The 23,872-nt window shown below is 63.6% G+C and carries 19 protein-coding genes; 8 read left to right on the top strand and 11 right to left on the bottom strand.

Annotated features, from left to right (window positions below):
* Positions 1-249 precede the first annotated feature (249 nt).
* Complete coding sequence (gene ppk1, locus AC1DMY_RS07115; RefSeq protein ID WP_477164294.1) at positions 250-2,430, top strand: polyphosphate kinase 1; 2,181 nt, start codon at positions 250-252, stop codon at positions 2,428-2,430.
* A gap of 79 nt (positions 2,431-2,509) precedes the next feature.
* On the opposite strand, the gene AC1DMY_RS07110 is transcribed toward ppk1, so the two are convergent.
* Positions 2,510-3,067, bottom strand: coding sequence for an NADPH-dependent FMN reductase (locus tag AC1DMY_RS07110; protein ID WP_477164293.1), 558 nt, complete (start codon positions 3,065-3,067; stop codon positions 2,510-2,512).
* Positions 3,068-3,566: 499 nt separating this feature from the next.
* Between AC1DMY_RS07110 and AC1DMY_RS07105 the strand changes: the two genes are divergently transcribed.
* The gene (locus AC1DMY_RS07105) at positions 3,567-5,303 is read left to right on the top strand and encodes a GGDEF domain-containing protein (protein WP_477164292.1); all 1,737 of its coding nucleotides are present in this window, start codon (positions 3,567-3,569) and stop codon (positions 5,301-5,303) included.
* 76 nt (positions 5,304-5,379) lie between these two features.
* A complete protein-coding gene (locus AC1DMY_RS07100) occupies positions 5,380-5,814 on the top strand; it encodes a VOC family protein (RefSeq protein ID WP_477164291.1) in 435 nt (144 codons plus the stop codon).
* A gap of 12 nt (positions 5,815-5,826) precedes the next feature.
* On the opposite strand, the gene AC1DMY_RS07095 is transcribed toward AC1DMY_RS07100, so the two are convergent.
* A complete protein-coding gene (locus tag AC1DMY_RS07095) occupies positions 5,827-6,714 on the bottom strand; it encodes an AraC family transcriptional regulator (protein WP_477164290.1) in 888 nt (295 codons plus the stop codon).
* A 197-nt stretch (positions 6,715-6,911) separates the two neighbouring features.
* Between AC1DMY_RS07095 and AC1DMY_RS07090 the strand changes: the two genes are divergently transcribed.
* From AC1DMY_RS07090 to AC1DMY_RS07070, 5 genes are all read left to right on the top strand, one after another.
* On the top strand, positions 6,912-8,837 hold the full coding sequence (locus tag AC1DMY_RS07090; protein WP_477164289.1) for a CocE/NonD family hydrolase: 1,926 nt from the start codon (positions 6,912-6,914) through the stop codon (positions 8,835-8,837).
* A 113-nt stretch (positions 8,838-8,950) separates the two neighbouring features.
* The gene (locus tag AC1DMY_RS07085; protein WP_477164288.1) at positions 8,951-9,613 is read left to right on the top strand and encodes a TetR/AcrR family transcriptional regulator; all 663 of its coding nucleotides are present in this window, start codon (positions 8,951-8,953) and stop codon (positions 9,611-9,613) included.
* Positions 9,610-10,578 (top strand): HlyD family secretion protein, encoded by a 969-nt coding sequence (locus tag AC1DMY_RS07080; protein ID WP_477164287.1) that lies wholly within the window; start codon positions 9,610-9,612, stop codon positions 10,576-10,578. Before AC1DMY_RS07085 ends, AC1DMY_RS07080 begins: the two co-directional genes overlap by 4 nt.
* A gap of 7 nt (positions 10,579-10,585) precedes the next feature.
* Positions 10,586-11,515 carry an ABC transporter ATP-binding protein gene (locus tag AC1DMY_RS07075; RefSeq protein WP_477164998.1) on the top strand — a complete coding sequence of 310 codons (930 nt, stop codon included), beginning with the start codon at positions 10,586-10,588 and terminating at the stop codon, positions 11,513-11,515.
* On the top strand, positions 11,512-12,603 hold the full coding sequence (locus AC1DMY_RS07070; protein ID WP_477164286.1) for an ABC transporter permease: 1,092 nt from the start codon (positions 11,512-11,514) through the stop codon (positions 12,601-12,603). Before AC1DMY_RS07075 ends, AC1DMY_RS07070 begins: the two co-directional genes overlap by 4 nt.
* A 63-nt stretch (positions 12,604-12,666) precedes the next feature.
* Here AC1DMY_RS07070 and AC1DMY_RS07065 read toward each other — a convergent pair whose 3' ends face one another.
* From AC1DMY_RS07065 to AC1DMY_RS07025, 9 genes are all read right to left on the bottom strand, one after another.
* On the bottom strand, positions 12,667-13,161 hold the full coding sequence (locus AC1DMY_RS07065) for a DUF3761 domain-containing protein (RefSeq protein ID WP_477164285.1): 495 nt from the start codon (positions 13,159-13,161) through the stop codon (positions 12,667-12,669).
* A 262-nt stretch (positions 13,162-13,423) separates the two neighbouring features.
* On the bottom strand, positions 13,424-13,837 hold the full coding sequence (locus AC1DMY_RS07060) for an RcnB family protein (RefSeq protein WP_477164284.1): 414 nt from the start codon (positions 13,835-13,837) through the stop codon (positions 13,424-13,426).
* Between the two features lie 274 nt (positions 13,838-14,111).
* Complete coding sequence (locus AC1DMY_RS07055; protein WP_477164283.1) at positions 14,112-15,620, bottom strand: chemotaxis protein CheW; 1,509 nt, start codon at positions 15,618-15,620, stop codon at positions 14,112-14,114.
* 14 nt (positions 15,621-15,634) lie between these two features.
* Entirely contained in the window at positions 15,635-16,111 is a 477-nt protein-coding gene (locus AC1DMY_RS07050; protein WP_477164282.1) for a chemotaxis protein CheD, read from the bottom strand.
* Positions 16,104-16,937 (bottom strand): CheR family methyltransferase, encoded by an 834-nt coding sequence (locus tag AC1DMY_RS07045; protein ID WP_477164281.1) that lies wholly within the window; start codon positions 16,935-16,937, stop codon positions 16,104-16,106. Before AC1DMY_RS07045 ends, AC1DMY_RS07050 begins: the two co-directional genes overlap by 8 nt.
* An 11-nt stretch (positions 16,938-16,948) precedes the next feature.
* Positions 16,949-18,646 carry a methyl-accepting chemotaxis protein gene (locus tag AC1DMY_RS07040; RefSeq protein WP_477164280.1) on the bottom strand — a complete coding sequence of 566 codons (1,698 nt, stop codon included), beginning with the start codon at positions 18,644-18,646 and terminating at the stop codon, positions 16,949-16,951.
* A gap of 405 nt (positions 18,647-19,051) precedes the next feature.
* On the bottom strand, positions 19,052-20,674 hold the full coding sequence (locus AC1DMY_RS07035; protein WP_477164279.1) for an alpha/beta hydrolase: 1,623 nt from the start codon (positions 20,672-20,674) through the stop codon (positions 19,052-19,054).
* A 90-nt stretch (positions 20,675-20,764) separates the two neighbouring features.
* Positions 20,765-22,039, bottom strand: a complete 1,275-nt coding sequence (locus tag AC1DMY_RS07030; protein WP_477164278.1) for an alpha/beta hydrolase family protein — start codon at positions 22,037-22,039, stop codon at positions 20,765-20,767.
* Between the two features lie 71 nt (positions 22,040-22,110).
* Positions 22,111-23,766 (bottom strand): serine hydrolase, encoded by a 1,656-nt coding sequence (locus tag AC1DMY_RS07025; protein WP_477164277.1) that lies wholly within the window; start codon positions 23,764-23,766, stop codon positions 22,111-22,113.
* Positions 23,767-23,872 lie beyond the last annotated feature (106 nt).

Genomic DNA, 23,872 nt, shown 5'->3' with positions numbered 1-23,872 from the left:
CGCCAGTCGCGCACAGGGTGCGCTCCCACAAGTCGCTCCCACAAATGATCATCGGCGGCAATCACGGCCACATAACATCCGACTATGCACTGTCACAGGTTCGTCAGATGCGATGGGCAATATGTCGGTCATATGACAGCGTATGTCTGCGCTTTCCTGCCATGGCCCGGTCGCAATTGGCGGCTTACCATGCTTTCCATTCGCGGATAGCGCAGCCAGACTCGCGCCCGCCCATCGAACGGTGAACCGATGAGTAACGATGTCGTCCGAACCAGCGCAGAGCGCGACGCCACCCTCACCGAGCTGGTGCCCGCCGCACCGGTCCAGGCGCCCGCCGCCAGCGCTGCGCCGGATTTGAACGATCCCACCCTGTACATCAATCGCGAGCTCTCGCAGCTGCAGTTCAACATCCGCGTGCTTGAGCAGGCGCTGGATGAAAGCAAGCCGATCCTCGAGCGGCTGAAGTTCCTGCTGATCTTCTCCAGCAACCTGGACGAGTTCTTCGAGATCCGCGTGGCGGGACTGAAGAGCCAGATTGCCTTCGATCACGAAATTGTCGGCTCCGACGGCGTGGCGCCGCGCAAGGCGTTGGCCGAGATCAGCGAGATCACGCACAAGCAGATCGAGCGGCAGTACGCGATCCTCAACGACAACATCCTGCCGGAGCTGGCGCGCAACGGCATCCGCATCGTTCGCCGCAACGAGTGGTCGCACAAACAGAAACTGTGGGTGCGCCGTTACTTCCGCCACGAAGTGGCCCCGCTGGTGACGCCGATCGGCCTGGACCCCACCCATCCGTTCCCGCTGCTGGTCAACAAGAGCCTCAACTTCATCGTGCAACTGGAAGGCACCGATGCGTTCGGCCGCGATTCGGGCCTGGCCATCGTGCCGGCGCCGCGCGTATTGCCGCGACTGATCCGGCTGCCTGACGATGTGTGCGAAGGCGGCGAGAATTTCGTGCTGCTGTCCTCGATCATTCATGCGCATACCGAGGAACTGTTTCCCGGCATGTCTGTTCGCGGTTGCTACCAGTTCCGCCTGACCCGCAATGCCGACCTTACCCTCGACCCGGAAGACGTCGAAGACCTTGCCCGCGCGTTGCGTGGCGAGCTGTATTCGCGTCGCTTCGGAGACGCCGTTCGACTCGAAGTGGCGGACAACTGCCCCACCGAACTGACCGACTACCTGCTGCGCCAGTTCGGCCTTACGGCCGCCGAAATGTACGAGGTCAACGGCCCGGTGAATCTGGCCCGCCTGTTCGGGCTGATCACCAAGACGCTGCGGCCGGAACTGCAGTACCCGCCGTTCACGCCGTCCATCCCGAAAGCGTTGAAGAAGGCCGAGGACCTGTTCCAGGTAATTGGCCGCCAGGACGTATTGCTGCTGCATCCGTACGAGTCGTTCGCACCGGTGGTGGATCTGCTGCACCAGGCGGCGAAGGACCCGACTGTGCTGGCGATCAAGCAGACGCTGTACCGCAGCGGTGCCAATTCCGAAATTGTCGACGCGCTGGTGGATGCGGCGCGTTCGGGCAAGGAAGTCACTGTCGTCATCGAGCTGCGTGCGCGCTTTGACGAGGAATCCAATCTCACCCTGGCCTCGCGCCTGCAACAAGCCGGCGCCATGGTGATCTACGGCGTAGTCGGCGTGAAAACGCATGCCAAGCTCATGCTTATCCAGCGCCGCGAAGGCGAGGAGCTGGTGCGTTATGCGCACATGGGTACCGGCAACTACCACACCGGCAACGCGCGCCTATACACCGACTACAGCCTGCTCACTTCCGACCAGGCGCTGTGCGAAGACGTGCACAAGCTGTTCAGCCAGCTCACCGGCATGGGCAAGCTGCTGCAGATGAAAAAGCTGCTGCATGCACCGTTCACGCTGAAGAAGACGCTGCTGGAATTGATTGCGCGCGAGACTGCGCATGCGGCGGCCGGCAAGCCGGCGCAGATCATCATCAAGGTCAATGCGGTTACCGATGCCAAGATGATCCGTGCGCTCTACAAGGCCAGCATCGCCGGCGTGAAGATCGACCTGATCGTGCGTGGCATGTGCTGCCTGCGTCCGGGTGTGCCGGGCATCTCGCACAATATCCGCGTGCGCTCCATCGTCGGTCGTTTCCTTGAGCACAGCCGCGTGTACTGGTTCCTCAATGGCGGCGAAGAGAAGTTCTACCTGGCCAGCGCCGATCTGATGGAACGCAACCTGGATCGCCGTGTTGAAACCGGTTTCCCGGTGGAAGGCAAGAAGCTGCAGAGCCGCCTGAAGAAAGAGTTGGAGCTGTATCTTTCCGACAACTCCAGCACCTGGCTGCTGCATGCCGATGGCCGCTACTCGCGCAGCCGGCCGGGTACGAGCCAGACGGTGCGCAACGTGCAGACACAGCTGCTGGAAAAGATTTGCGGCTCGGGTGTCAGCGCGGATATGTGAGGCGCCCAGGCCGCTTGCGCCCCCCCTGTTCTGGCGGGGCAGCACAGTACCGTTTGGCTGACCGGACCCGGACAGAACCCTAGCGGTGGCGCTTCACCCAGGCGACATAGCGATCCATGAAGCCCTGCAGGAATTTCTGCGTGCCCTCGTTGGCGATCGAGCCGTCCTCGGCGAAAAGACCGTCTTTGGCGTGGATGAACACCTCGGGCTGGGCCAGGGTGGGCACATCCAGATAGGCCAGCACGTTGCGCAAATGCTGCTGCGCCATGGCGCCACCCTGGGCGCCCACAGAGACACCGATCACGGCGGCCGGCTTGCCCGCGAATGAATTGGTACCCCACGGACGCGAGGCGATGTCGATGGCGTTCTTGAGGACGCCCGGAATCGAGCGGTTGTATTCCGCGGTCACGAACAGCAGCGCATCGGCGGCGCTGATCTCCTGCTTGAGGCGTTTGCCTTCCGCGGGGTAGTGGTCATCGAAATCCTGGTTGTACAGCGGCAGGTTGTCGATGCGGATGTGCTCGAAGCTCAGCTCCGGCGGAGCCAGCCGCTCCACGGCGCGCGCCAGCTTCCGGTTGAAGGAATCCTTGCGCAGGCTGCCCACCAGAACGGCCACACGGATCTTGTCGTTGCTCATGCCTAGGGTTGCTCTTGTCTATTGCACACGGGCGTCACCGGCTTAGTCTGGCCGCCGCTGTGTGTTGCGACGATGAAGGCAGGCCGGCTGCCTGTCGAATTGGCGCGACGCGCAGCGGCGGCCAGACTGGGCCGGCCCGGAGGGTGGCCATGTGCAATAGACGAGAGCAGCCCTAGCTCCCAAAGAGTGGTAATGGAAGTCGCCGAAAGGCATAGAGCATGGCATCGCAGGCAGTGAACCGTCGTGATAAAACCCCATCACACGGCCGCTTTGGCCTTGTGTCATGATGGCCTTATAGCCTTCCATACCGCCTATCGGGTCTTGGCGTTATTGGTACCAACAAGGCGCCGCCAGCAATGGCGGCCTTGGCAACACGCACGGACGATGCCCTGCCCGCGCCACCGGTAACGCGGGTTTCTGCTCACAGGATTGACCGGATCGGCCATAAAGCTGCGTACGACTCCTGCAATGGAGCGGTGCGAAGAAGGGGGACCGGTACATGGTTGGGCCACTCGCGACCATCGCGACGCGTCGCTACGGGCGGATGCTGGGCATCCTCGCCCTGCTGCTGTTCGCCTGCTCGGTGCATGCCGCCACGTCCCTGTCGGGCGGCACGCGGGAAGTCATGCCGGGCGATACCCCGCAATCCGTGTTGGACGCTTACCATCGCGGCGAATTTGCCGGCTTCGATCCCAGCCTGCTGCAGCGGTTCTCCCGTCGCGGACTGGGCACCTGGGTGGTCCTGCAACCGCAGCCGCCGCTGGTGAGCGAAGAACGGGTCCTGTCTGTCTATCCCCCGCCGCTGGCGCCGGTGACGCTGTTCAATGCCGACGGCAGCTCGCTGACGATGTCGCTTGACGACTTTCTTGCCAGCGCGCACGGCAATGGGCGCCTGGCCTACCGCATCACCGCCGACATGCCGGCCTCCGCGCCCATCCTGCTGAGGATCGAGCCGGGCACGGTCAACCATGCCGTCGCTAGCTTTCGTCTACAGCCGTGGAACGAATACCTGCAGACCGATGCGCAATGGCTGGCCTTTGCCAGCGCCTGTTTCGCGGTCATGGTCGCCATGTCACTGATGGCGCTATGCCTCGCGCTGATGCTGCGCGATAGCACGTTCGCCTGGTACGCCGGCTACGTGCTCTGCTACGCGCTGATCCAGGGTGTGCAGACGGGCTATCTGTTCCATCCGCTGGAGCTGACCTGGCTGGCTGGCGCGGCGCCGATGATCGCTTCGTCGGCAATGGCCTTGTCGCTCGCCTTTGCGGCCATGTTCGTTTCGCGCTTCTGCGAATTGCCGCGCTATGCAGCCATCCTGCAAACGCCGACCGTGGCGCTCGCCGTGGGCATGCCGCTGGTTGTGTTGCTCGACAACAGCCAGGTCACGGTACTCCAGCAGACCGCCCAGGTGCTGGTAGCTCCCTTGCTGGTGATCGGCACGCTGCTGCTGCTCAGCGCCGCCGTGGTAGCCGCCATACAAGGCTCGCGCCCGGCCTGGTTCTTCCTGGTTGGCTGGACGCCGTTGCTGGCGCTCACCGCGCTGTACAGCTCGCAGATGACCGGCGTGCTGCCGGATGTCGCCTGGCTCGGCGATGCCTGCCTTGCGGCTGGCGCCTTCGAAGCCATCGTGCTCTCGCTGGGCCTCGCCGATCGCGCCCTGATGATGCGACGCGACCGCCATATGGTGCAGGAGCTGGCCGACAACGACGCGCTCACCAATGTGCTCAACCGACGCGCCTGGACGGAGAGCGTGCAAAAGGTGCTGGGCAATTGCGGCACGCAGCCGATTGCCCTGCTCTTCCTCGATCTCGATCACTTCAAGATACTCAACGATCGCCAGGGCCATGCGGCCGGCGACCGCGCCCTGGTTGCCGTGGCCGAGGCTTTGCGCAACGAACTTCGTCCGCACGATCTGCTGGGCCGCTATGGCGGCGAAGAGTTCGTGGCCATGCTGTTCGGCATCGAGCAGAACCAGGCCATGCAAGTAGCCACGCGCCTGTGCCGTCGCGTTTATCGCCTGGAGATTCCGGTGAACCAGACCGGCCTGGTGCTCAGCGTGAGTATCGGCATCGCCATGCGCACGCACGAGGACACCGTGGACACCCTGGTGGAGCGTTCGGATCTGGCCATGTATCGGGCCAAGCTGGCTGGCCGCAACCGCGCCCGGCTGGACGAGAAACTGGAAGGTGTGCGCCGCAGCTGGCCCCGCGCGGTGGAGAACGACCGCAGCGCCTGAGCGACACTCGGAAAATCGACAAGACAACGCCGCGCAACGGGGTACGCTCGGTCCATCCCTGTCACGGAGCACGCCCATGAGCACGCCACACGTTAGCGGCAGCACGATCATTCCCTGCCTGCGCTATCGCGATGCCCACGCCGCCATCGACTGGCTGTGCAAGGCATTCGGCTTCCACAAGCAAGCGGTCTACGACGATGACCAGGGCGGTGTGGCCCACGCGCAGCTCACCTATGGCAACGGCATGCTGATGCTCGGCCCGGTCAACGACAACGAGTTCGGTCGCCGCATGGTGCAGCCCGACCAGGTCGATGGGCGCGAGACACAATGCCCCTGCGTGATCGTCAAGGATTGCAAGGCGCACTACGAACAGGCCAAAGCGGCCGGCGCCATCATCATCGACGAGTACGCCGAGAAGGAATACGGCGGCGCCGGTTATAGCTGCCGCGACCTCGAAGGTCATCTGTGGTGGTTCGGCAGCTACGATCCCTGGGCCGATCAGGCCGGATGATGCCGCGCCCGATCAAGACGGCATGACGGGCAAATAGACGTCCGCACGCAAGTCGGCCTCTGCGGTTTCCTCGGGGTCATCGAGGAAATGCCGGAACGGATGCGCCCCGCGCAGTACATACCCGCTGTCCGGCAGCCAGCTCGCGATAAGTCGGTCGGTCAAGGCGCCAAAATGGTCATAGGAGCCCGTATGCCGCCAGCGTGCCCATAGTCCGCCGCCAAGCACCAGCGGATGCGTATCGCCGTCGGCCGTTGCAGCGCCACCATCAAAAGCCAGTGCGCAATCAAACGCACCTTCGTCCGGCGACGCATCCGGCGCATCGTCGTACGGCACACCGTAGATGCCCGTCATGCGCTCGAGCAGCGCATGCTCAGCGGCCCATTCGAATAGCCGTCCATAGGCCTGATCCAGTTCTCGGTGATCGCCGACGAACCGTTTCGCCACCACGCGAAACGGCTCCACCGAGACGATCTCGACCTGCAGCGCCGGCATTGCGGCATCCACGCCGGCTGCCGGGCGGCGCAGACTATCCATCGCTGCATCCAGTCGCCCAGGTTCTCCGCGCAGGTCACTGGGACTGGCATCGAAGGCAACGCGGAAAGCGCGTGCCAACGCCTGCGGAGTCCCGTAACCCACGGCAAGCGCAGCCTCCGTGACCGGCTCCTGCGGCCGGGCCAGGCGTTGCAGTGCGCGCAGCAGGCGCAGGCGCGCCGCCGTCTGGCCGATCGTCTCGCCGGAGAGCGCACGATAAATGCGGTGGAAGTGGAACGGGGAAAAATGCGCGGCCGCCGCCAGCTGCGTGAGTTCTGGCAAGGCTCCGCCCTGCTCCACCGCCGATTGCAGCAAAGCAACCACCCGGTCAATGCGTTGCAGGTAATCCTCGCGCGTATGGGCTTTCATGGCTGGGCTTCCTGATGGAATGAGGAGCCAGTGTGGGCGACGGAATCGGCGGCGGCAGTCCCATTCTTGCGCAATTGGCGGCCCTATAGGCAGGAAGTCATGGTGGGAGCTTGGCGGCTGCTCGCTTACAGTCCCCCTGGGGCTCCATTCACTCACTCGCCGGAACAGCTGTCGCCAGCTGTTCGCCTGGAGGATTCATGCATATCCGCCGTACCTTGCTCGCCATTGCTCTTGCCACCGTCGGCGTCTCGTTTGTCCACGCGCAAACGGCGCCGCTCACGCCGGATATCACGTCAAAAGCCCACGCTGCCGACACCGCCGGCTACGATTACGTGAAGCGCGAAGTGATGGTGCCGATGCGCGACGGCGTGAAGCTGCATACGGTGATCGTGATACCCAAGGGCGCGCACAACGCGCCCATCCTGTTGACGCGCACGCCGTATGACGCAAGCGGCCGCGCCGAGCGCTTCACCTCACCGCATATGGACGCCACGCTGCCGCAGGGTGACGAGGTGTTCGTGCACGGCGGCTATATCCGCGTATTTCAGGATGTGCGCGGCAAGTACGGCTCCGAAGGCGACTATGTGATGACGCGCCCGCTGCGTGGGCCGCTCAACGCCAGCGAAGTGGATCATTCCACCGACGCCTACGACACCATCGACTGGCTGGTGAAGAACCTGCCCGAATCGAACGGCCGCGTCGGCATGCTCGGCTCCTCCTATGAAGGCTTCACCGTGGTGATGGCGCTGATCCATCCGCATCCGGCGCTCAAGGTTGCCGCGCCGGAAAGCCCGATGGTTGATGGCTGGATGGGCGACGACTGGTTCCACTACGGCGCGTATCGCCAGACCAATTTCGACTACATCTACGGCCAGACCGCCAAGAAGGACGGCAAGAAAGGCGGCATCCCGCGCGTGGGCTACGACGACTACAGCAACTTCCTCAACGCCGGTTCCGCCGGCGATTACGCGCGCGCGAACGGGCTGGAGCAGCTGCCGTTCTGGCGCAAGCTCGAGGAACATCCCGCCTACGATGCCTTCTGGCAGGGCCAGGCGCTGGACAAGATCATGGCCGAACAACCGCTGGCCGTGCCCACCATGTGGCTGCAGGGATTGTGGGACCAGGAAGACATGTGGGGCGCGATCCACAGCTATGCCGCCACCGAAGGCAAGGACAAGGGCAACGACAAGAACTTCCTGGTGATGGGTCCGTGGCGGCACAGCCAGGTGAATTACGACGGGCGTTCGCTCGGCCCGTTGCAGTGGGACGGCGACACCGCCCTGCAGTTCCGCCGCGATGTGCTCAAGCCGTTCTTCGATCAATACCTGGTGACTGGCGCGCCGAAGGCGAACACGCCGCCGGTGCTGATCTACAACACCGGCGAAAACCACTGGGACCGCTACAAGTCGTGGCCGCTCAGCTGCGACAAGGGTTGCAGCAACAAACCGAAGTCGCTGTACCTGGGCAGCAACGGCTCGCTCTCGTTCACCGCGCCGGCAGCCGATGCCGCGAAGTATGACGAATACACTTCCGACCCGGCCAAGCCCGTGCCCTATCAGCCTCGTCCGGTGCACTTCGCCGATCACGACGCCTGGACGCGCTGGCTGGTCAACGATCAGCGTTTCGTGGATGGACGTCCGGACGTGCTGACCTATGTGAGCGAACCGCTCACCGCGCCCCTGCATATCGGCGGCGCGCCGCAAGTGAATCTGTATGCCTCCACCAGCGGCACGGATAGCGACTGGGTGGTGAAGCTGATCGACGTGTACCCGGACACGGTGCCTTCCAATCCGGAAATGGGCGGCTATGAACTGGCCGTCTCGCTGGATATCTTCCGCGGCCGCTACCGCACCAACTTCGAACATCCGCAGGCACTCACACCGGATCAGCCGCTGCTGTACGCGTTTGGCCTGCCGACCACCAACCACGTGTTCCAGCCCGGGCACCGCATCATGGTGCAGGTGCAATCGAGCCTGTTCCCGCTGTACGACCGCAATCCGCAGACTTTCGTGCCGAACATTTTCGACGCCAAGCCGGCGGACTACCGGAAGGCTACGCAGCGCGTGTGGCATACGCCGGGTACGGCCAGTTCCATCAGTTTGCCGGTGGTCCCGAACGGCTGATCGGCGCTTCGCCCCGCCCCGAAAGGCCGGCTAATGCCGGCCTTTCTTTTTTGCAAATACCTATATCATCCAGTTACTTGCAAATTAATTAAAGCTATGATTAATTAACAGGCATGACGACCAGACCCCGCTCGCCGCAGCCAGCCGGCCGCCGCACCCCAGGCCGCCCCACCACGGACAGCCCCGACTTGCGCGCCCGCTTGATCGAGGCAGCCCTCGCCTGTTTTGTACGGGACGGCATCGCCGCGACTTCGTTGCGCAGCATCGCCGGGGAAGCCGGCGTGACTCCCGCCATGCTCAATTACTACTTCGGCAGCAAGCCGTCCCTGCAGGACGCAGTGTTCGAGGAACGCCTGCTGCCCGCCGTGATGAGCCTTGGCGAACTGGTGGTCACCGCGGGGGATGACGTGCACGCCATGGTCAGGCAATTCGTGCAGGGAGTGCTGGGGCTGGTCGATACCCTTCCGTGGTTCCCCTCGCTATGGGTCCGCGAAGTCCTGTGCGAAGGCGGCGCCCTGCGGGAACTCCTGCTTTCGCGCATCGGGCCCACCTTGCCGCAGATGCTGGCCCAACGTTTTGCCCAAGCGCAGCAGCGCGGACAGATTCATGCCTCGCTAGATCCGCGCCTGATGGTTGTATCGCTGATCGGCCTGACGCTGTTCCCGGCGGCCAGCGCGCCCATCTGGCGGCAGATGTTCCAGGCCGACCTGGGCACGGACGTGCTGGTCCGTCATGCGGTTGCGCTGCTCGAACATGGCATGGGAGTCGCCCCATGAACATCCATCGTCGCTTGATCGCCACACTGGTCACATCACTGATGCTGGTTGGCTGCGAGGGCTCGCCCCCGCAGACGCTGGGCACGGTGGAATTCGACCGCATCACGCTACCTGCGCCGGCCGCCGAGCACATCGTGAAAATCGATGTACGCGAAGGCCAGTACGTTCCCGCCGGCACGCGCATCATGCAGCTGGAAACCACGCGTACACGGGCCGCACTGAACTCCGCGCGCGCCGATCTGCAACAGCAGCAACAGGCTTTGCTTGAGCTCCAGCGCGGACCACGTGAAGAGCAGATCCGTCAGGCGCGCGCCAATCTGGCGGGCGCTCAGGCGCAGTCCCGCGATGCCAATGCGTATTACCAACGGCTGTCCGCCCTGGGCAAACAGCAATTCATTTCCGAGGCGGATCTTGACCGCGCGAAAGCCTCGGCGGGCAATGCGGACGCCGCCGTTGCGGCCGATCGTGCAGCCCTCGATCAGCTCGTCAACGGATCGCGCGTGGAAGACGTCGCCCAGGCACGCGCCGCTGTGGTCGCGGCAACCGCCAACGCAGCCTCGCGCGCGGTCGACCTGGACAAGCTCGACCTGACCGCGCCGCGCGATGTGCGCGTGGACAGCCTGCCCTACAAGTTGGGCGACCAAGCCCAGCCCGGCACGCCGCTGGTCATCCTGCTCGCCAGCGACACGCCGTATGCGCGCGTCTACGTACCGTCGGCGCTGCGTCCGTCGATCAAGGTGGGCGACAAGGCGATCGTCAAACTGCACGACGGCAAGCAGGAATTTCATGGCACGGTGCGCATGATCCGTAGCGAGCCCACCTTTACGCCGTACTTCGCATTGAGTGGCGAGGACGCGACACGACTGAGCTATCTGGCGGAGATCGCCCTCGGCACCGATGCCCGCGATCTTCCCCAGGGTTTTCCCGTCGCGGTGGCGTTCCCAGGCAAGGCCAGCCATGACTGAAAACGCCATTCACGCGCAGGGGCTGACCAAGCGCTTCGGCGCGCTGGTGGCCGTGAACAGCGTCAACCTGGACGTGCCGCGGGCCTGCGTCTATGGCTTTCTTGGACCAAACGGCTCAGGCAAATCCACCACGATACGCATGCTGTGCGGACTGCTGACGCCAAGCGAAGGCAAGATCGACGTGCTGGGCCTGCGGATTCCCGAACAGGCCGAAGCGTTGAAGCGGCGCATTGGCTACATGACGCAGAAGTTCTCCCTGTTCGATGACTTGTCGGTGCGCCAGAACCTGGAATTTCTCGCCACGGTGCAAGGCTTGTCGCGCCATGACACGCGTGCACGCGTGGACGAACTGCTGCAGCGCTATCGGCTGGACGATCGCCAGCAACAACTGGCCGGCACCATGAGCGGCGGGCAGAAGCAGCGCCTCGCGCTTGCGGGCGCCATCGTGCACAAGCCGGAACTGCTGTTCCTGGACGAGCCGACCAGCGCAGTGGATCCCGAATCGCGGCGTGATTTCTGGGAAAAGCTGTTCGAGCTCGCCGATGGCGGCACCACCATCCTGGTCTCCACCCACTACATGGACGAGGCCGAGCGCTGCCATCGGCTGGCCATTCTCGACACAGGCAATCTCGTTGCCGATGGCACGCCCAAAGAGCTGACCGACACCTTGCACGGACGCACCTTTGTGGTCCGCGCCAACTCGCCTCGCCAGGCCAAGACAGCGCTGGATGACCGACCCGAGGTGTTGAGCGTGGCCCAGATCGGCAACGAACTGCGCGTGCTGATGCGCGAAGACAACGTCGCGGTGGAAACCCTGCGCCATGCGCTGAGCGATGTCGATGCCTCCATGGACATCGAAAGCGTGGCGCCCAATCTCGAGGACGTCTTCGTCGTCGCCACGCGCAAGCTCGGCCGACCTGAGGAGCAAGCGGCGTGAATCTGCGACGACTGTGGGCCATCATGGTGAAGGAGTTGCGCCAGATGCGGCGCGATCGCGTCACGCTCGCCATGATCATGGGCATGCCGATCCTGCAGCTGCTGTTGTTTGGCTACGCCATCAATCTCAACCTGCGCAATCTGCCGGCCGCAGTCGTCGATCAGGCACAGACGTCCGGATCGCGCGCCGCTGTACAAGACATGCTGGCCAGCGGCGTCATCGAGATCAAAGCCAGCGCGCAGTCGCCGCAACAACTGGTCGACCTGCTGCGCGAGGGCCGCATCAGCGTCGGCATTGCCGTGCCGCCGGATTTCGAGCGCCGCAAGCTCGATGGTCGCGAAGCCATCCAGGTGATGGTCGACGGCAGCGACAACGTCGTGCAGTCCGCCGCCGCGCAGTTGGCGCAGTACCCGCTCAACCAGCCGGACAACTTCCACGCGCAGGCGCAAACGCCGATCACCGTGGTGAGTTTCTACAATCCGGAGCGGCGCTCGCCGGTCAACATCGTGCCGGGACTGATCGGCGTCATTCTCACCATGACCATGGTGCTGTTCACCGCCGTGGCCATCGTGCGCGAAACCGAGCGCGGCAATATGGAGTTGCTCATCACGACACCGGTCAGCCGTACCGAGTTGATGATCGGCAAGGTGCTGCCGTATGCGGCGATCGGCCTGGTGCAGACAACCGTCGTGTTACTGCTGGGCGTCTGGCTGTTTCGCGTTCCGATCCGCGGCAGCCTGTGGGATGTCTACCTGGCTTCCGGCCTGCTGATTCTTGCCAATCTATCGCTGGGCCTGCTGATTTCGACGCGTGCGCGTTCGCAGTTCCAGGCGATGCAGATGACGTTCTTCGTGTTCCTGCCGTCGATCCTGCTGTCGGGTTTCATGTTCCCTTATGCCGGCATGCCGTTGCCCGCGCAGTGGATTTCCGAGGCATTGCCGCTCACCCATTTCATGCGTTTGATTCGCGGCATCATGCTGCGCGGCGCCGACCTGGGTGATCTGTGGCACGACGCGGTCGCCCTGGTGGCGTTCATCGCGGTCATGCTTACGCTGGCTATTCGCTTGTTCCACAAGCGCCTGGATTGAATCCAACTCAATTCCCGCATGAAAAAGGCCCGCATGCGCGGGCCTTTCTCGGCGACACAAAAGTTACTGCGTACAAGCCTTGCCGTGATCGCCGTGATAACCCTTGGCCTTCGCATCGGCCTCGCTCATATAGGCGCCCGACTTCGTCTTGCCGTACCACTTGTCGCCCTGGCAGTGATAGACCTTGCTGCTGTCGTTGACCCACACCATGCCCGGACCACCGCCCGGCGCGGCATTGGCCGGCGGCTGCGGTCCGGCGGGTTTGGCTGCGGCGGCAGGCGCGGCAGCCGTGCTCTTGGGAGCCATGCTGTTGCTGGCCGGCGCAGGCGCCGCTGCCGGGGCTGTTGCAGCTGCCGGAGCCGCTGTGGCTGCTGCGGTGTACCACTCCTTCACGCCCTGATGGCCGGAGCAAGCGCCCTTCTTGGTGGCGTGATTGGTGTAGCTGCCGTCCTTGCACTGCCCGGTCGAGCCGGCGGGTGCGGCGGACTGCTGAGCATAGACGGCCGGCCCGGCCAAAAGACCCGCGAACAAAACGGCGATCAGACCATACGATTTCATCTTCGATCCCTCCAGCGAATGTCGCCTGCCTGATGGGCGAATGCCCGGCGTGGCTGGCATGTCCCGGCGCCATCCACATCGACGGAGTCACTGTCGATGCATGACGCTCCCCAAGCGCCCGAGCGCCTGCGCAACCAATATGCGCCTGCCCCGTGACGCTTCATCACGCTGCCGCAAGCGGCGTTTATCTGGCGTGATGCTGTTTCGCAACTTCATACGACAACGGACCGCATCGCGATGCGCGCGATGCGGTCCGCGACCATCAATGATTGAGGACGAGGTCGGCGATCACGCCCGTGGCCACGGCAACCAGCAGGAAATCGCCGGTATCGCTGCGCACCCACACGTGTTCCGGCGGCGGCGGGGCGAGGTGGTAGGCGTGGTAGTCCACGTAGTAGCGACGGTCGTGGTAATACTCCTCGGGCACGCGGCCGCCGCGGTGATACCAGCCTTCGTGGTTGCCGCGGTCATGCACGATCACGTAGTCGTGGCGATCGTGGTCGCGATCGTAGCCGCGGTCGTGGTCGTGGTCCCGGTCGTGACCCTGATCGTGATGATCGTCGTGGCGATCCTGATCGTGCTGGTCATGGTGGTCGTCGTACTGAAACGGTGCGGCTGCAACGGTGGTGGAAGCCATCACTGCGCCCAGCATCAGTGCGAACAAGGTCTTCTTCATGCGAACTCTCCATGGGGTAGCGCCGTGGATCAGGCGCGCCCCCTGGCGCACGTTTCCACGGCGGCGCCATGATGTGATTCGCAACGATGCACGATGGGTGAATTCGTTCGCAAAACGGTGCGCTTGCGCCACGCAAGTTCATGCGTTGATGCGTCGTTAGGTTTGGGTGCTGCGATGCACCAGCCGCCGCTGTACGTATTGCCCGAGAAAGAAGCCATCCCTGGCCAGCCCCTGCTCCCTATTTCAAGATCAAGGGACATCCAAACACTGAGGCTCAATGCACCATCCGGCTGCTCAGCCGCTGCTTGAGCGGCGCTGCATCAAGCAGCAGCAGGGTACGTTGATCGGGCAGTTCCACGACTTCGCGCATGTCGTTGCGCAAGTCCTGATCGATCTGGTTGCGCAGCACGCCGGGCACACCCATCTTGTCCGCCGCGTCGATGGTCACGATGTTCTCGATCGCGTCCACGATCAGGCCGAACTTCTCTTCATCGTTTTCCACCACCAACACCTTCGCGCCGTCGAGATCGGCATAGCCTTTCATACCGTAGAGGGCGCGCAGGTCAATGATGGTGATCAGCTTGCGGCGAAGATTGAGCATGCCGCGCACATAGTCGGGCGCTCCCGGCGGTTGAATCACGTCCGGCGGGAAATTGATCACCTCGCGCAGCTGGTCGATGCGCATGCCCATGAGTTGATCGAGCTTGAATGTCACATAGGTTTCGCGCACGCCGCGGCGCTGCTTGCCCTGCCCGCGGTCCGCCGCGGTTTCGACGGCGTACAACTCGCGATGGCCTTGCGTGAGGTCGGCGACCGTGGCGTCGCTCAACAAGGCGGTCTCGTCGATCAGGATGATGTCCGGCGCGTCCTCGCGACTGATGCAGCCGGTGAACAGCTGCGGTCGATCCGCGTTGAACGAGGGGATTGCCAGCAGCTCCTCGTCGCGATAGCCGACGATGCTCTCCACGTCGTCCACCAGCAAACCGACGTCCATCGCCTGCTGGCGTATCACCACGATGCGCCGTGGATCCTCGAAATCGCCGCAAGCCGCCGTCACCGCTGCCGTGCCTGGCAAGCCGAGGAATCGCGCGAAATCCACCACCGGCACCGTATTGCCGCGCAGGTTGAGCAAGCCAATGCACAAGTCGCTGGCCAGCACGGACTTGAGCAGCTCCGGCACGCGGATGATTTCGTGGATGGCGCCCATCGGCAGGGCGAGGCGCGCATCGCCCACGCGGAAGGACACGCCCTGGCGACGCTGGCCCAAGGCTGCACGCTGCCTGGCCGGTTCGGACGCGACGCTGTCCGCCGTTGGCACCGGCATGTCGTGCAGTTGATGGATGGCATCCACATTCAAGATCTGCAGGATGCGGTTGCCACCGTCGAGCTTGAGCGCGCCGGCGATCATCGACGTGCCCTCGCCGTCGCCGAAGATCACTTTCTGTTCGCTGCTCACGCGCAGGATCTCGCCGGTGGCATCGAACAACAGGCCGATACGTCCCTGGCGGAACTCTACGATGGCGATCTTCGAGGCATCGCGCGCGCCGCCCTCAGGCAGCTTCAATAACTGGCCCAGATGCACGATGGGTATCAGGCGTCCGCGCAGGTTGAACAGCCCCAACAGATAGCTGGGCGCCAACGGCACCTGGGTGACCACCGCCGGAAAAGTCACCACTTCCTGCACGGCCGTCACCGGCAGTACGAGTTCGGTATCGCCCAGGTGGAACGAACCGAAGAGTTCAGTGGCTTCCTGACGCGTCGGGGTGGTGATGGATGGGTCCATGGCGAGGCTCCGGTTCACGTCGTACGGCCGATGGTTTTGATGGCGTAGTGGTGTTGCGCGCAATCGATCACGAGCTGGCGGCCGTTTTCACCCCCTACGTCAAGGTGCACGAGCTTGATCCTGGTCTGGCTGATCAGCTGCTGCGCCATGCGCGCGTTCTGCTCGCCGATCAAACCGTGCCTTGGCGCCTTGACGTGCTGCACCATGCAGGCGCCGCCCACGATCACGGCTTCCACCTCGTCCTGCCGGGCACGATCGAGTTCCATCATGGACAGCAAGGTGGGCACGGCGCCGGTGACGTATTTCGCGCCCTCGCCTGCCGGCTCCTGCGGCGACTCCGGCAACAGGCAGTGCGCCATCCCGTAAATGCCGCGGCGACGCCACAGCAATCCGATGCCGACGCATGAGCCCAGGATCGCGCGCAGCACGTCGTTGCCGCTGCCAACCCTCACTTCGCACATGCGTACCTGGATATCCTCACCCTCAGGCATGCATGCGCTCCTGTCGTCGATAAATCAGCGGCTGCTCAAAATCGAAGCCGACGTTGAGCCGGGTCAGCGATTCCGATTCGCCGATGATCAGCACACTGCCGGGCGACATGGCGCGGCGCACGTTCTCGAGCACGCTGCACTGCCCGTCTTCGTCGAAATAGATGAGGACATTGCGCAACAGGGTGATGTCGAAGCCGGCAGCGCCGTCCAGCCGTTTGTGCAGATGATGCTCGCGGAACACGATGTGCGAACGCAGTGTCGGCGACGCAAGATAGCCGTCGCTGCTCGGCTGGAAGTACTTGGCCAACCACTCGGGCCTGGCGCGCTTGAGGCCTTCGATGCTCTTGCCCTGATAAAAGCCCGCCTTGCCCACCGCCAGCACCTGGCTGGCGATATCGGTGGCGAGTATCTGGTATTTGAATGCCGGATGATGCTCGCGAAATTCCTCGCACATCATGGCCATCGAGTAAGCCTCTTCGCCGGTGGACGCCGCCGCCGACCACAGCTGCAGCGTGGCGCCGCGATGCTCGCGGAACCACTCCGGCAGCAGCTGCTGCCAGAGCTGATCCCAGATGCGCGGCGTGCGGAAGAACGAGGTCTCGTTGGTGGTCACCAGGTTGATGAAAGCGCCCACTTCCTCCGGCTGCGCCTCCAGCACCGCGAGATAGTCGCGGTACCGGTTGAGCGACAGCGCCTGCAGGCGGCGGCGCAGGCGGCCCTGTAGCAAGGTCCACTTGCGGTCCGCCATATGGATGCCCGTATGGCGCTGCACTCTGTCCAGCAGGGCGCGCTGGGTGGCCAGATCGATCTCGCTCTCGATTTCCATCCGCGCGTTCCTCAGACCACGAACCGCTGGACCGTCCGATTCAGTTCATCGGCTCCCTGGGTGAGCGAGGTGGTGGAGCGGGCGATGGTGTCGCAGGCAGCGGCGGACTTCTCGGTTTCTTCGGCCACTTGTTGGATCGCCGCACTCACTTCGCGCGCCGCCACCAATTGTTCGTCCGCGCCGCAGGAGATCTCGGAAATCGCCTGGGTGGTGCGGCCCACGCCGGCGACGATCTTCTCGAAGGCTTCGCCGGCCTGTTTGGAGATCTCGCTGCCTTGCGCGACGCGCTTCACCGATTCGTTGATCAGTTTGGAGATTTCCTTGGTGGCCTGCGAGGAACGTTCGGCCAGCTTGCGCACTTCGTCCGCCACCACCGAAAAGCCCAGGCCGTGCTCGCCCGCGCGCGCCGCTTCGATGGCGGCGTTGAAGGCGAGCAGGTTGGTCTGGCTGGCGATCTCGCCGATCACCTTGATGATCTCGCTGATGTCTTCGGAGGATTTGTTGATCAGCTCCATCGACTCGATCGAGCGCGCAATCGCCTTGGCGCCGCGTTCGGCTTCCTGGTGGGTGTCTTTGGCGAGCTGATCGGCGCTGCGCGAGTTGGTGGCGATGGAGTTGATCGAGGCGGTGAGCTCTTCGATCGACGCATTCATTTCTTCCACCGTGGCGCCGAGCAGCTGCGCGCCACTGGCCACGCCGCTGGCGCGGCCGGCGATCTCCTGCGAGCTGCCGGAAAAGCCGCTGGCGTTGTCGACTACCTTGCCGATCACGCTGCGCAGGTCGCTCATCATCTGCTGGATGCCGTCGGCGAGCTGATCGATGGGCTCGCTGCCCTCCACGCGCACTTCACCGGTGAGATCGCCCTCCGCGGCCAGGCGGACGGCCTTGAGCAGCGCTTCGACTTTGCGCTGGTCGTCCGCAGCGCGGTGCTTCACGCCCTCTTCCATTTCAACTTGGGCGGTGACGTCGGTGGCGAACTTCACCACTTTGCTGAGTCGACCGTTGCCGTCGTAGATGGGGTTGTAGGTCGCCTGGATCCAGATCACCCGGCCACCCTTGCCCAGACGCTTGTAGCGGCCCGCGTCGAACTCGCCGCGGTTGAGCTTGGCCCAGAAGTCCGCGTAGGCCTGGCTGGCCGTGTAGCTGTCCTCGCAAAACAGGCGGTGATGGTGGCCCTGGATTTCCTCCAGCTCGTAGCCCATCGCCTTGAGGAAATTATCGTTCGCGCTGATCACGTGGCCGCCCAGATCGAACTCGATCATCGCCTGGGCCTTGTCGATGGCGTTGACCTTGCCTTCGAATTCCGCCTTCTGCTGGCGATTGGCGGTCACGTCCGTGGCGAACTTGATGACCTTGTACGGCTTGCCGTTTTCGTCGAACACCGGGTTGTACGAGGCGTTGATCCACACCTCACGGCCGTCGCCGCCGATGCGCTTGTATTCGCCGCGATCGAGCACGCCTTTGCCGAGGTTCTCCCAGAATTTCTTGTACTCGGCGCTGGCTGCATAAGCCGGATCGCAAAAGATGCGATGGTGCTGGCCGCGAATATCCTCAAGCGTGTAACCCATCGCCTTGAGAAAGTTGTCGTTGGCGTGGAGCACCTTACCCTTCAGGTCGAACTCGATCACTGCCTGCACGCGATGCAACGCGTCGCTGACGGCGCGAAGCTCGTGCGGCACGAGCTGCAACTCCGGTGTCTCTTTTCCCATCGCCCTCTCCCCCCGTTATTGGGCACGCATTGGCTGCATGCCCGTGAAATCCCTGCGGGAGGGCGCTGGCACGGATCGCTGCGCGCAGCGATCCGGCTCCTCTTCCAGCGATGCGCAGCGCCGCCCCAAACACGTTGCGCGTGGGGCGTCGGCTACCGCGTTTGTCTCTCCCGCGTGAGAGGTATCGGCGTGGGGAAGATCGCCTTGAGGCCTAAAAACAAGGTGAAAAAGCGTGAGATTCGCAAGATGCGTGAGATTGGCGACCCGATCGCTTCGACATTGTCCGTTTCGCGAAAGCTGGATCGAGGCAATGTGATGGCCATCACAATCGATGGCCTCACATCATCAGGAAATGCTCCGACGGTCTATGGCTTAAGACATATCAGATCGTTGGTGCGACGAAACTCAAGGTGCCGCTGCGCGCTTCAGATTGGACTGCGGGCGCGCCACCGCATACATCTCCCACGCGATCTGCTTGAGCAGAGCCGTGCGGTCCGCACCGACGGCATACAGATCGAAGTGCGTCTTGTTGGGCAGGAAGCGGATGTCCGACTTCGCGTGCAGTCCATCGAGCACCGTCTTGAGCCGATGCGCCGAACCATCCAGGTAGAAGGTGTCGGCCGTACCCACGATCAGGTGGATCTTGCCATCCAGGTCCGGCGCCAGCTGCGGCCACTGGGCCTGCAGGCGATGGGCAATGTCATAGTGGTCGCGCCAGTAGTCGACCACGCTTGCGTTCACGTCGCCGGTATCGCGATCGAACATCGCCAGCGGACGGCCATCGGCGCCGCGCGGCGAGAACACCCATTCGAACGACGCCATCTGGCCGCCGTAGCTGCCGAACACGCGCTCCAGCTGCGCGTACTGCTGGTAGGTTGCGATCACCTTGCCCTGGTCGCGTATGAGCGGATATGCGGTGCCTTCAGGGTTGCGATAAACGTTCGCGTGCGCCGCATACAGATCAACGCCGGTGAAATCATGGAAGTCGCTCGGATCGGGCGAGGTGGACCAAGTGCCGCCGAAGATTTTCGGGTAGCGCGTCTGCAGCCATAGCGTGGCCCAGCCGCCGGACGAGTGGCCGTTGAGGAAGCGGCCCGAGGCCTTGGCATCCATGCGATAGCTGGATTCCAGCTGCGGCATCAACTCCTCGGTCAGTGCCTTGCCCCACGGCCCGTTGTTCACCGAATCGACAAACTCGTGCGTGCCCGTGGGCAGGGATTCGTCGAGCAGCACCCAGATCATCGGCGGCATCTGCCCGTTGGACATGGCCAGCCAGGTGTTGGCGACGACGCCGGCGAAGTGATCCATGCCGCCGCCGAAGCCGTGCGTGTAATACACCACGGGATAGGTCGTACTGGCCTTGGCATCGTAGCCAGGCGGCAGCAAAACCATGCCGCGCATATGGATCGGCCGGCCCCAGAAGGCGGTGAGTGCGGGACTGACGAAGTCGATGGTCTGCACGTGCTTGCGTGCTTCGGGCAACGCCTCGCGCGCAGCCGGATTGATCGAAGGCGACAGCGCCCACGGATCGGCGGCAGGCAATCGAGTCGCCAGTTTGATCGGCGGCAGGCCAGTGGCCGGCAGATGCACCTTGATCACGCCGCTGACCAGATCGCCCTCGCCACGGCCGCCATAGTTGTAGCTATGGTTGGCGTCGAGCACCGCCTGCACGTAGTAGTCACCAGGAGGCAACTTGCTGAACGCTGCCGGGTAGGACTGCTGGTCGGCATCGATGTCGACGCCCTGCCCCGCCACCAGGCGATTCACTTCGCGCGCGGCCACGTTGACCTTGTCGGGTGAGAGCGGATCGAGATCCACCTCCTGGACCTTGCCGTTCTTGGCGCCAGCCTCAGCGTCCTTGGCCGGCTCGGCAAAGACCAGCAGCCGACCGGACGCCACCTCCGTGCCGGCGACCGCCAGGTCCACGTGGAAACGCTGCGCCGCGCTGGTCTGGTCGGCGGCCACGCAAGTGGCGGCGGCCAGTCCCAGGCAGAGCAGGACGGCAAACTTCAATCGATGTGACAGCATGACTCACTCCCAGGTGGGTGATTACCTTTAAAACGAACATTCAACGGACTGGCCGACAAAGTCCATCACCCTGCCTCACGCCGGGGAGCTTCAGGGGATGCGCTCGCCAGTGCCATAGGGGGGCGCGTCCTGTTGCCTGATCCAGTCCGCGAGGAGACGAAAGTAGCCATCAGTGATGCGCGTGACTCGGCGGCTGCCATCCGGGTTCTGCACGAATTCGTACATGCCGTGACCGGTGTGTGGAAACACGTAGAGGTCGATCGGCTTGCCTTCGTGTTTGAGTGCGACCAGGCGTTCGCGCGTCTCGCCGCTGGGGGCGTCGCGGTCGTCGCCGGCCAAAACCCACAGCTGCGGCATGCTCAACGCGCGGATGGCGGCGATCGCGTCGTAGTTCCAGAGGATATTGAGATTGTCGTAGCGAGGTGCGCCGGTGCGACGCAGATCGGCTTCTTGCTCAGCCAGCAGCTCGCCGGTGAATTCGCCCTCGATGGCATGCAGCCAGGGTTCCTTGGCGAACTTGCGCTTCACCGCGGCCAGTTGATCGTAGCCGGCAGTGAAATGCGACGCCATCACCGCGTCGGTGGCATCGGTGACTTCGCGTGCCTTGGCGATCGCCGCGGCGTCATAGCCTTTCTCCTGCATCTCCAGCGCGACTTGCTGCTGGTCTTCCTCCAGCGGCGTCATCACCAGACCGAAGCCGACGGCCACATAGTCGGCATGCGCCAAGGCCGCCGCACGCGGCGCCACCCAGCCACCCTGGCTGCCGCCGAAGAAGCCGGCACGCGAATAGCGGCCCGCTGCAAGCTTGCGCGCCTGACCGAGCGCGGCAGCGGCATCGTCCGCGAGCAATTCGAAGTTCTGCGTGTAGTCGCCGGCGGAATCACCGGTGCCGCGTCTATCGTACGCAAACACGGCCAGGCCTTCGGCAGCGAATACCAAGGGGTAATAGCCGCCAATGCCTGGGGTCTTTTCCGAACCGTGCACAAACACTACCAGCGGCGGCTTGCCATTGGACTGCGCCGGTTCGATCAACACACCCGCCAGCTCGGTGCCGTGACTCTTGAAGCGTGCCGGCGTTTCGCGCAACGCCACTTTTGCCTGCGCGATGTAGCGTCCATCAGGCTGACGCACACTCACCACGCCTTGTTCGCAGCGTACCCATGCATCGTCGCCATTGACGTCGCCGCGATGGCCATCGAGGAACGTATAGCGTTCCGGTGCATTCGCACTGCCAGCGGTAGGATTGGAGATCACCACCAGCGACTTGCCTGACTCTCCATACACGCCGTAGTCGCACGTTGCCGGTGCGGCGAACGCGACGCTTGCAAACGAGACACACAGCAGACCTGCAACGAGCCGTTTCATGGAAAGCGAACTCCACCGTGGGGACGCCGCCACTATAGGCAGCGTCCCGCATGCATCGCCCCTGCTATTGGTCAGGGCGCGCCGGAGGCCTTGGCCGCCTTGGCGGGCGACAGGCGCAGATCCTGGAAGTCGAAACTGAAATCGGTAAGCGGTGAGACCGGCTCCATGCGCACCTCGCGAATCTTGCCGTCGGCATCCAGCGCGTAGCTCACGAAGGCATCGGCGTTGAGCGCGCGATCATCCCAGCGCACGATGAAGGTGTCGTGCTGCCACGGTGTCATGGTGCCCACCAGCTGCGCAGTCTTGGAGAAGCGCATGCGCATCTTGCCGCCCTGCTGGCTGACCTCGATATCGCCGTACCAGGGGTCATGGAAGGTACCTGCGTAGCTCGCCAGCGGAAGGGTCGGCTTGCCGCTCTTTGCGCGCGCCGCCTCATGCTTGTTCCAGCTGTCGTCGGCGTTGCCTTCGGACTTCTTCACCGCAGCGGCGTACGCTGCACTCCAATTCTTCTTGTCCTTGCCCAGGTAAGCATCGAGCACGCGATAAGTCACTGCGTTGAAAGCCGCGCCCGATTCCTGATTGGTGAGCACCACCACGCCCAGATGAAGTTCCGGCACGAGCGTCACGCGCGATACCATGCCCGGCCATCCACCGGTATGCCACACCAGGCGTTGGCCCTGGTAGTCGGAGAGGAACCAGCCTTCGCCATAACCGGAGAAGTTAGGTCGCATGGCTTTGAGTTCCGGCACCGGCGGCTCGGAAATCTTCATCGGCGTGAGCATCGACCACATCTGTTTCTGGCTGTCTTCGGAGAACAGCGCCTTGCCGTCCGGCAGCTTGCCGCCAGCCAGTTGCACGTTCATCCACTTGGCCATGTCGTGCACGCTGGCGTAGATGCCGCCGGCACCGGAGTTGTTCGACCAGGCCATCGGCGGCACCGGCTTGAGCTCGGTGAAGTTGAATTTGGCGTGGCCCATGGCCACGTCCATGCCCGGCTTGAGCTGGGTCATGTCGACCAGCGATTCGTCCATGCCCACCGGCGCGAAGATGCGCTGGCCGATGAAATCGGCAAAGCTCTGGCCCGACGCCTGCTCGATCACCAGGGTGGCCACGGCGAACAGAATATTGTCGTAGGCGTAGGCACTGCGGAAGCTGGTGGCCAGCGGCACGTTGCGCAGGTGCTGCACCACTTCCTTGGTCGAATACGAGGTGGGCGGCCAATACAGCAGGTCGCCCGCGCCCAGGCCCAGGCCGCTGCGGTGCGCCAACAGATCGCGGATGCGCATTTCGCGCGTCACGTACGGATCGGACATCTGGAACCAGGGCAGATGATCGATCACGCGATCATCCATGCTGAGCTTGCCCTGTTCGGCCAGCATCTGCAGTGCTGCTGCCGTAAACGCCTTGGTGTTCGACGCGATGGCGAAGCGCGTGCGCGCATCGACCGGCTCGGGCTTGCCCACTTCGCGCAGGCCGTAGCCCTGCTCCAGCACGATCTGGCCGTCCTTGACGATGGCGACGGCAATGCCCGGCACCTCGAACTGCTTGCGTACGCCGTCGACGTAGGCGGTGAAATCCTGCAACTGGGCCGGCAAGGCCGGCTGTGCGCTGGTGGAGATGGCGGCCGCTGGCGCGCTCGCCGAGCTCGTCTGCGCCCAGGCCGGCGCGGCCAGCACCATCAATGCCACACAGCCCGCCACTCGCGGGGAAAGGGTTCGCAGGAACATTCGGCGGCTCCGCCATAGCAAAGAGCAGCACTATCGCCGCAAAGGCCTTGCTGATCCAGCACTGAAAGTCATGTTGACGGCCATCTCGACGCGGGACCTCGCGCCC

This window comes from Dyella sp. 01L423 (genome assembly GCF_056399945.1).
The sequence above is the reverse complement of the archived record's forward strand: the minus strand, read 5'-3'. Positions and strand labels throughout refer to the sequence as shown.

Excerpts from the sequence above, each read along its gene's own strand:
- AC1DMY_RS07060 (WP_477164284.1), bottom strand. The coding sequence starts at position 13,837 with ATGAAGAAGACCTTGTTCGCACTGATGCTGGGCGCAGTGATGGCTTCC.
- AC1DMY_RS07035 (WP_477164279.1), bottom strand. The coding sequence starts at position 20,674 with ATGCTGTCACATCGATTGAAGTTTGCCGTCCTGCTCTGCCTGGGACTG.
- AC1DMY_RS07105 (WP_477164292.1), top strand. The coding sequence starts at position 3,567 with ATGGTTGGGCCACTCGCGACCATCGCGACGCGTCGCTACGGGCGGATG.
- AC1DMY_RS07050 (WP_477164282.1), bottom strand. The coding sequence starts at position 16,111 with ATGCCTGAGGGTGAGGATATCCAGGTACGCATGTGCGAAGTGAGGGTT.
- AC1DMY_RS07030 (WP_477164278.1), bottom strand. The coding sequence starts at position 22,039 with ATGAAACGGCTCGTTGCAGGTCTGCTGTGTGTCTCGTTTGCAAGCGTC.
- AC1DMY_RS07110 (WP_477164293.1), bottom strand. The coding sequence starts at position 3,067 with ATGAGCAACGACAAGATCCGTGTGGCCGTTCTGGTGGGCAGCCTGCGC.
- AC1DMY_RS07055 (WP_477164283.1), bottom strand. The coding sequence starts at position 15,620 with ATGGACCCATCCATCACCACCCCGACGCGTCAGGAAGCCACTGAACTC.
- AC1DMY_RS07040 (WP_477164280.1), bottom strand. The coding sequence starts at position 18,646 with ATGGGAAAAGAGACACCGGAGTTGCAGCTCGTGCCGCACGAGCTTCGC.
- AC1DMY_RS07095 (WP_477164290.1), bottom strand. The coding sequence starts at position 6,714 with ATGAAAGCCCATACGCGCGAGGATTACCTGCAACGCATTGACCGGGTG.
- AC1DMY_RS07045 (WP_477164281.1), bottom strand. The coding sequence starts at position 16,937 with ATGGAAATCGAGAGCGAGATCGATCTGGCCACCCAGCGCGCCCTGCTG.
- AC1DMY_RS07100 (WP_477164291.1), top strand. The coding sequence starts at position 5,380 with ATGAGCACGCCACACGTTAGCGGCAGCACGATCATTCCCTGCCTGCGC.
- AC1DMY_RS07080 (WP_477164287.1), top strand. The coding sequence starts at position 9,610 with ATGAACATCCATCGTCGCTTGATCGCCACACTGGTCACATCACTGATG.
- AC1DMY_RS07085 (WP_477164288.1), top strand. The coding sequence starts at position 8,951 with ATGACGACCAGACCCCGCTCGCCGCAGCCAGCCGGCCGCCGCACCCCA.
- AC1DMY_RS07090 (WP_477164289.1), top strand. The coding sequence starts at position 6,912 with ATGCATATCCGCCGTACCTTGCTCGCCATTGCTCTTGCCACCGTCGGC.
- AC1DMY_RS07025 (WP_477164277.1), bottom strand. The coding sequence starts at position 23,766 with ATGTTCCTGCGAACCCTTTCCCCGCGAGTGGCGGGCTGTGTGGCATTG.
- ppk1 (WP_477164294.1), top strand. The coding sequence starts at position 250 with ATGAGTAACGATGTCGTCCGAACCAGCGCAGAGCGCGACGCCACCCTC.
- AC1DMY_RS07065 (WP_477164285.1), bottom strand. The coding sequence starts at position 13,161 with ATGAAATCGTATGGTCTGATCGCCGTTTTGTTCGCGGGTCTTTTGGCC.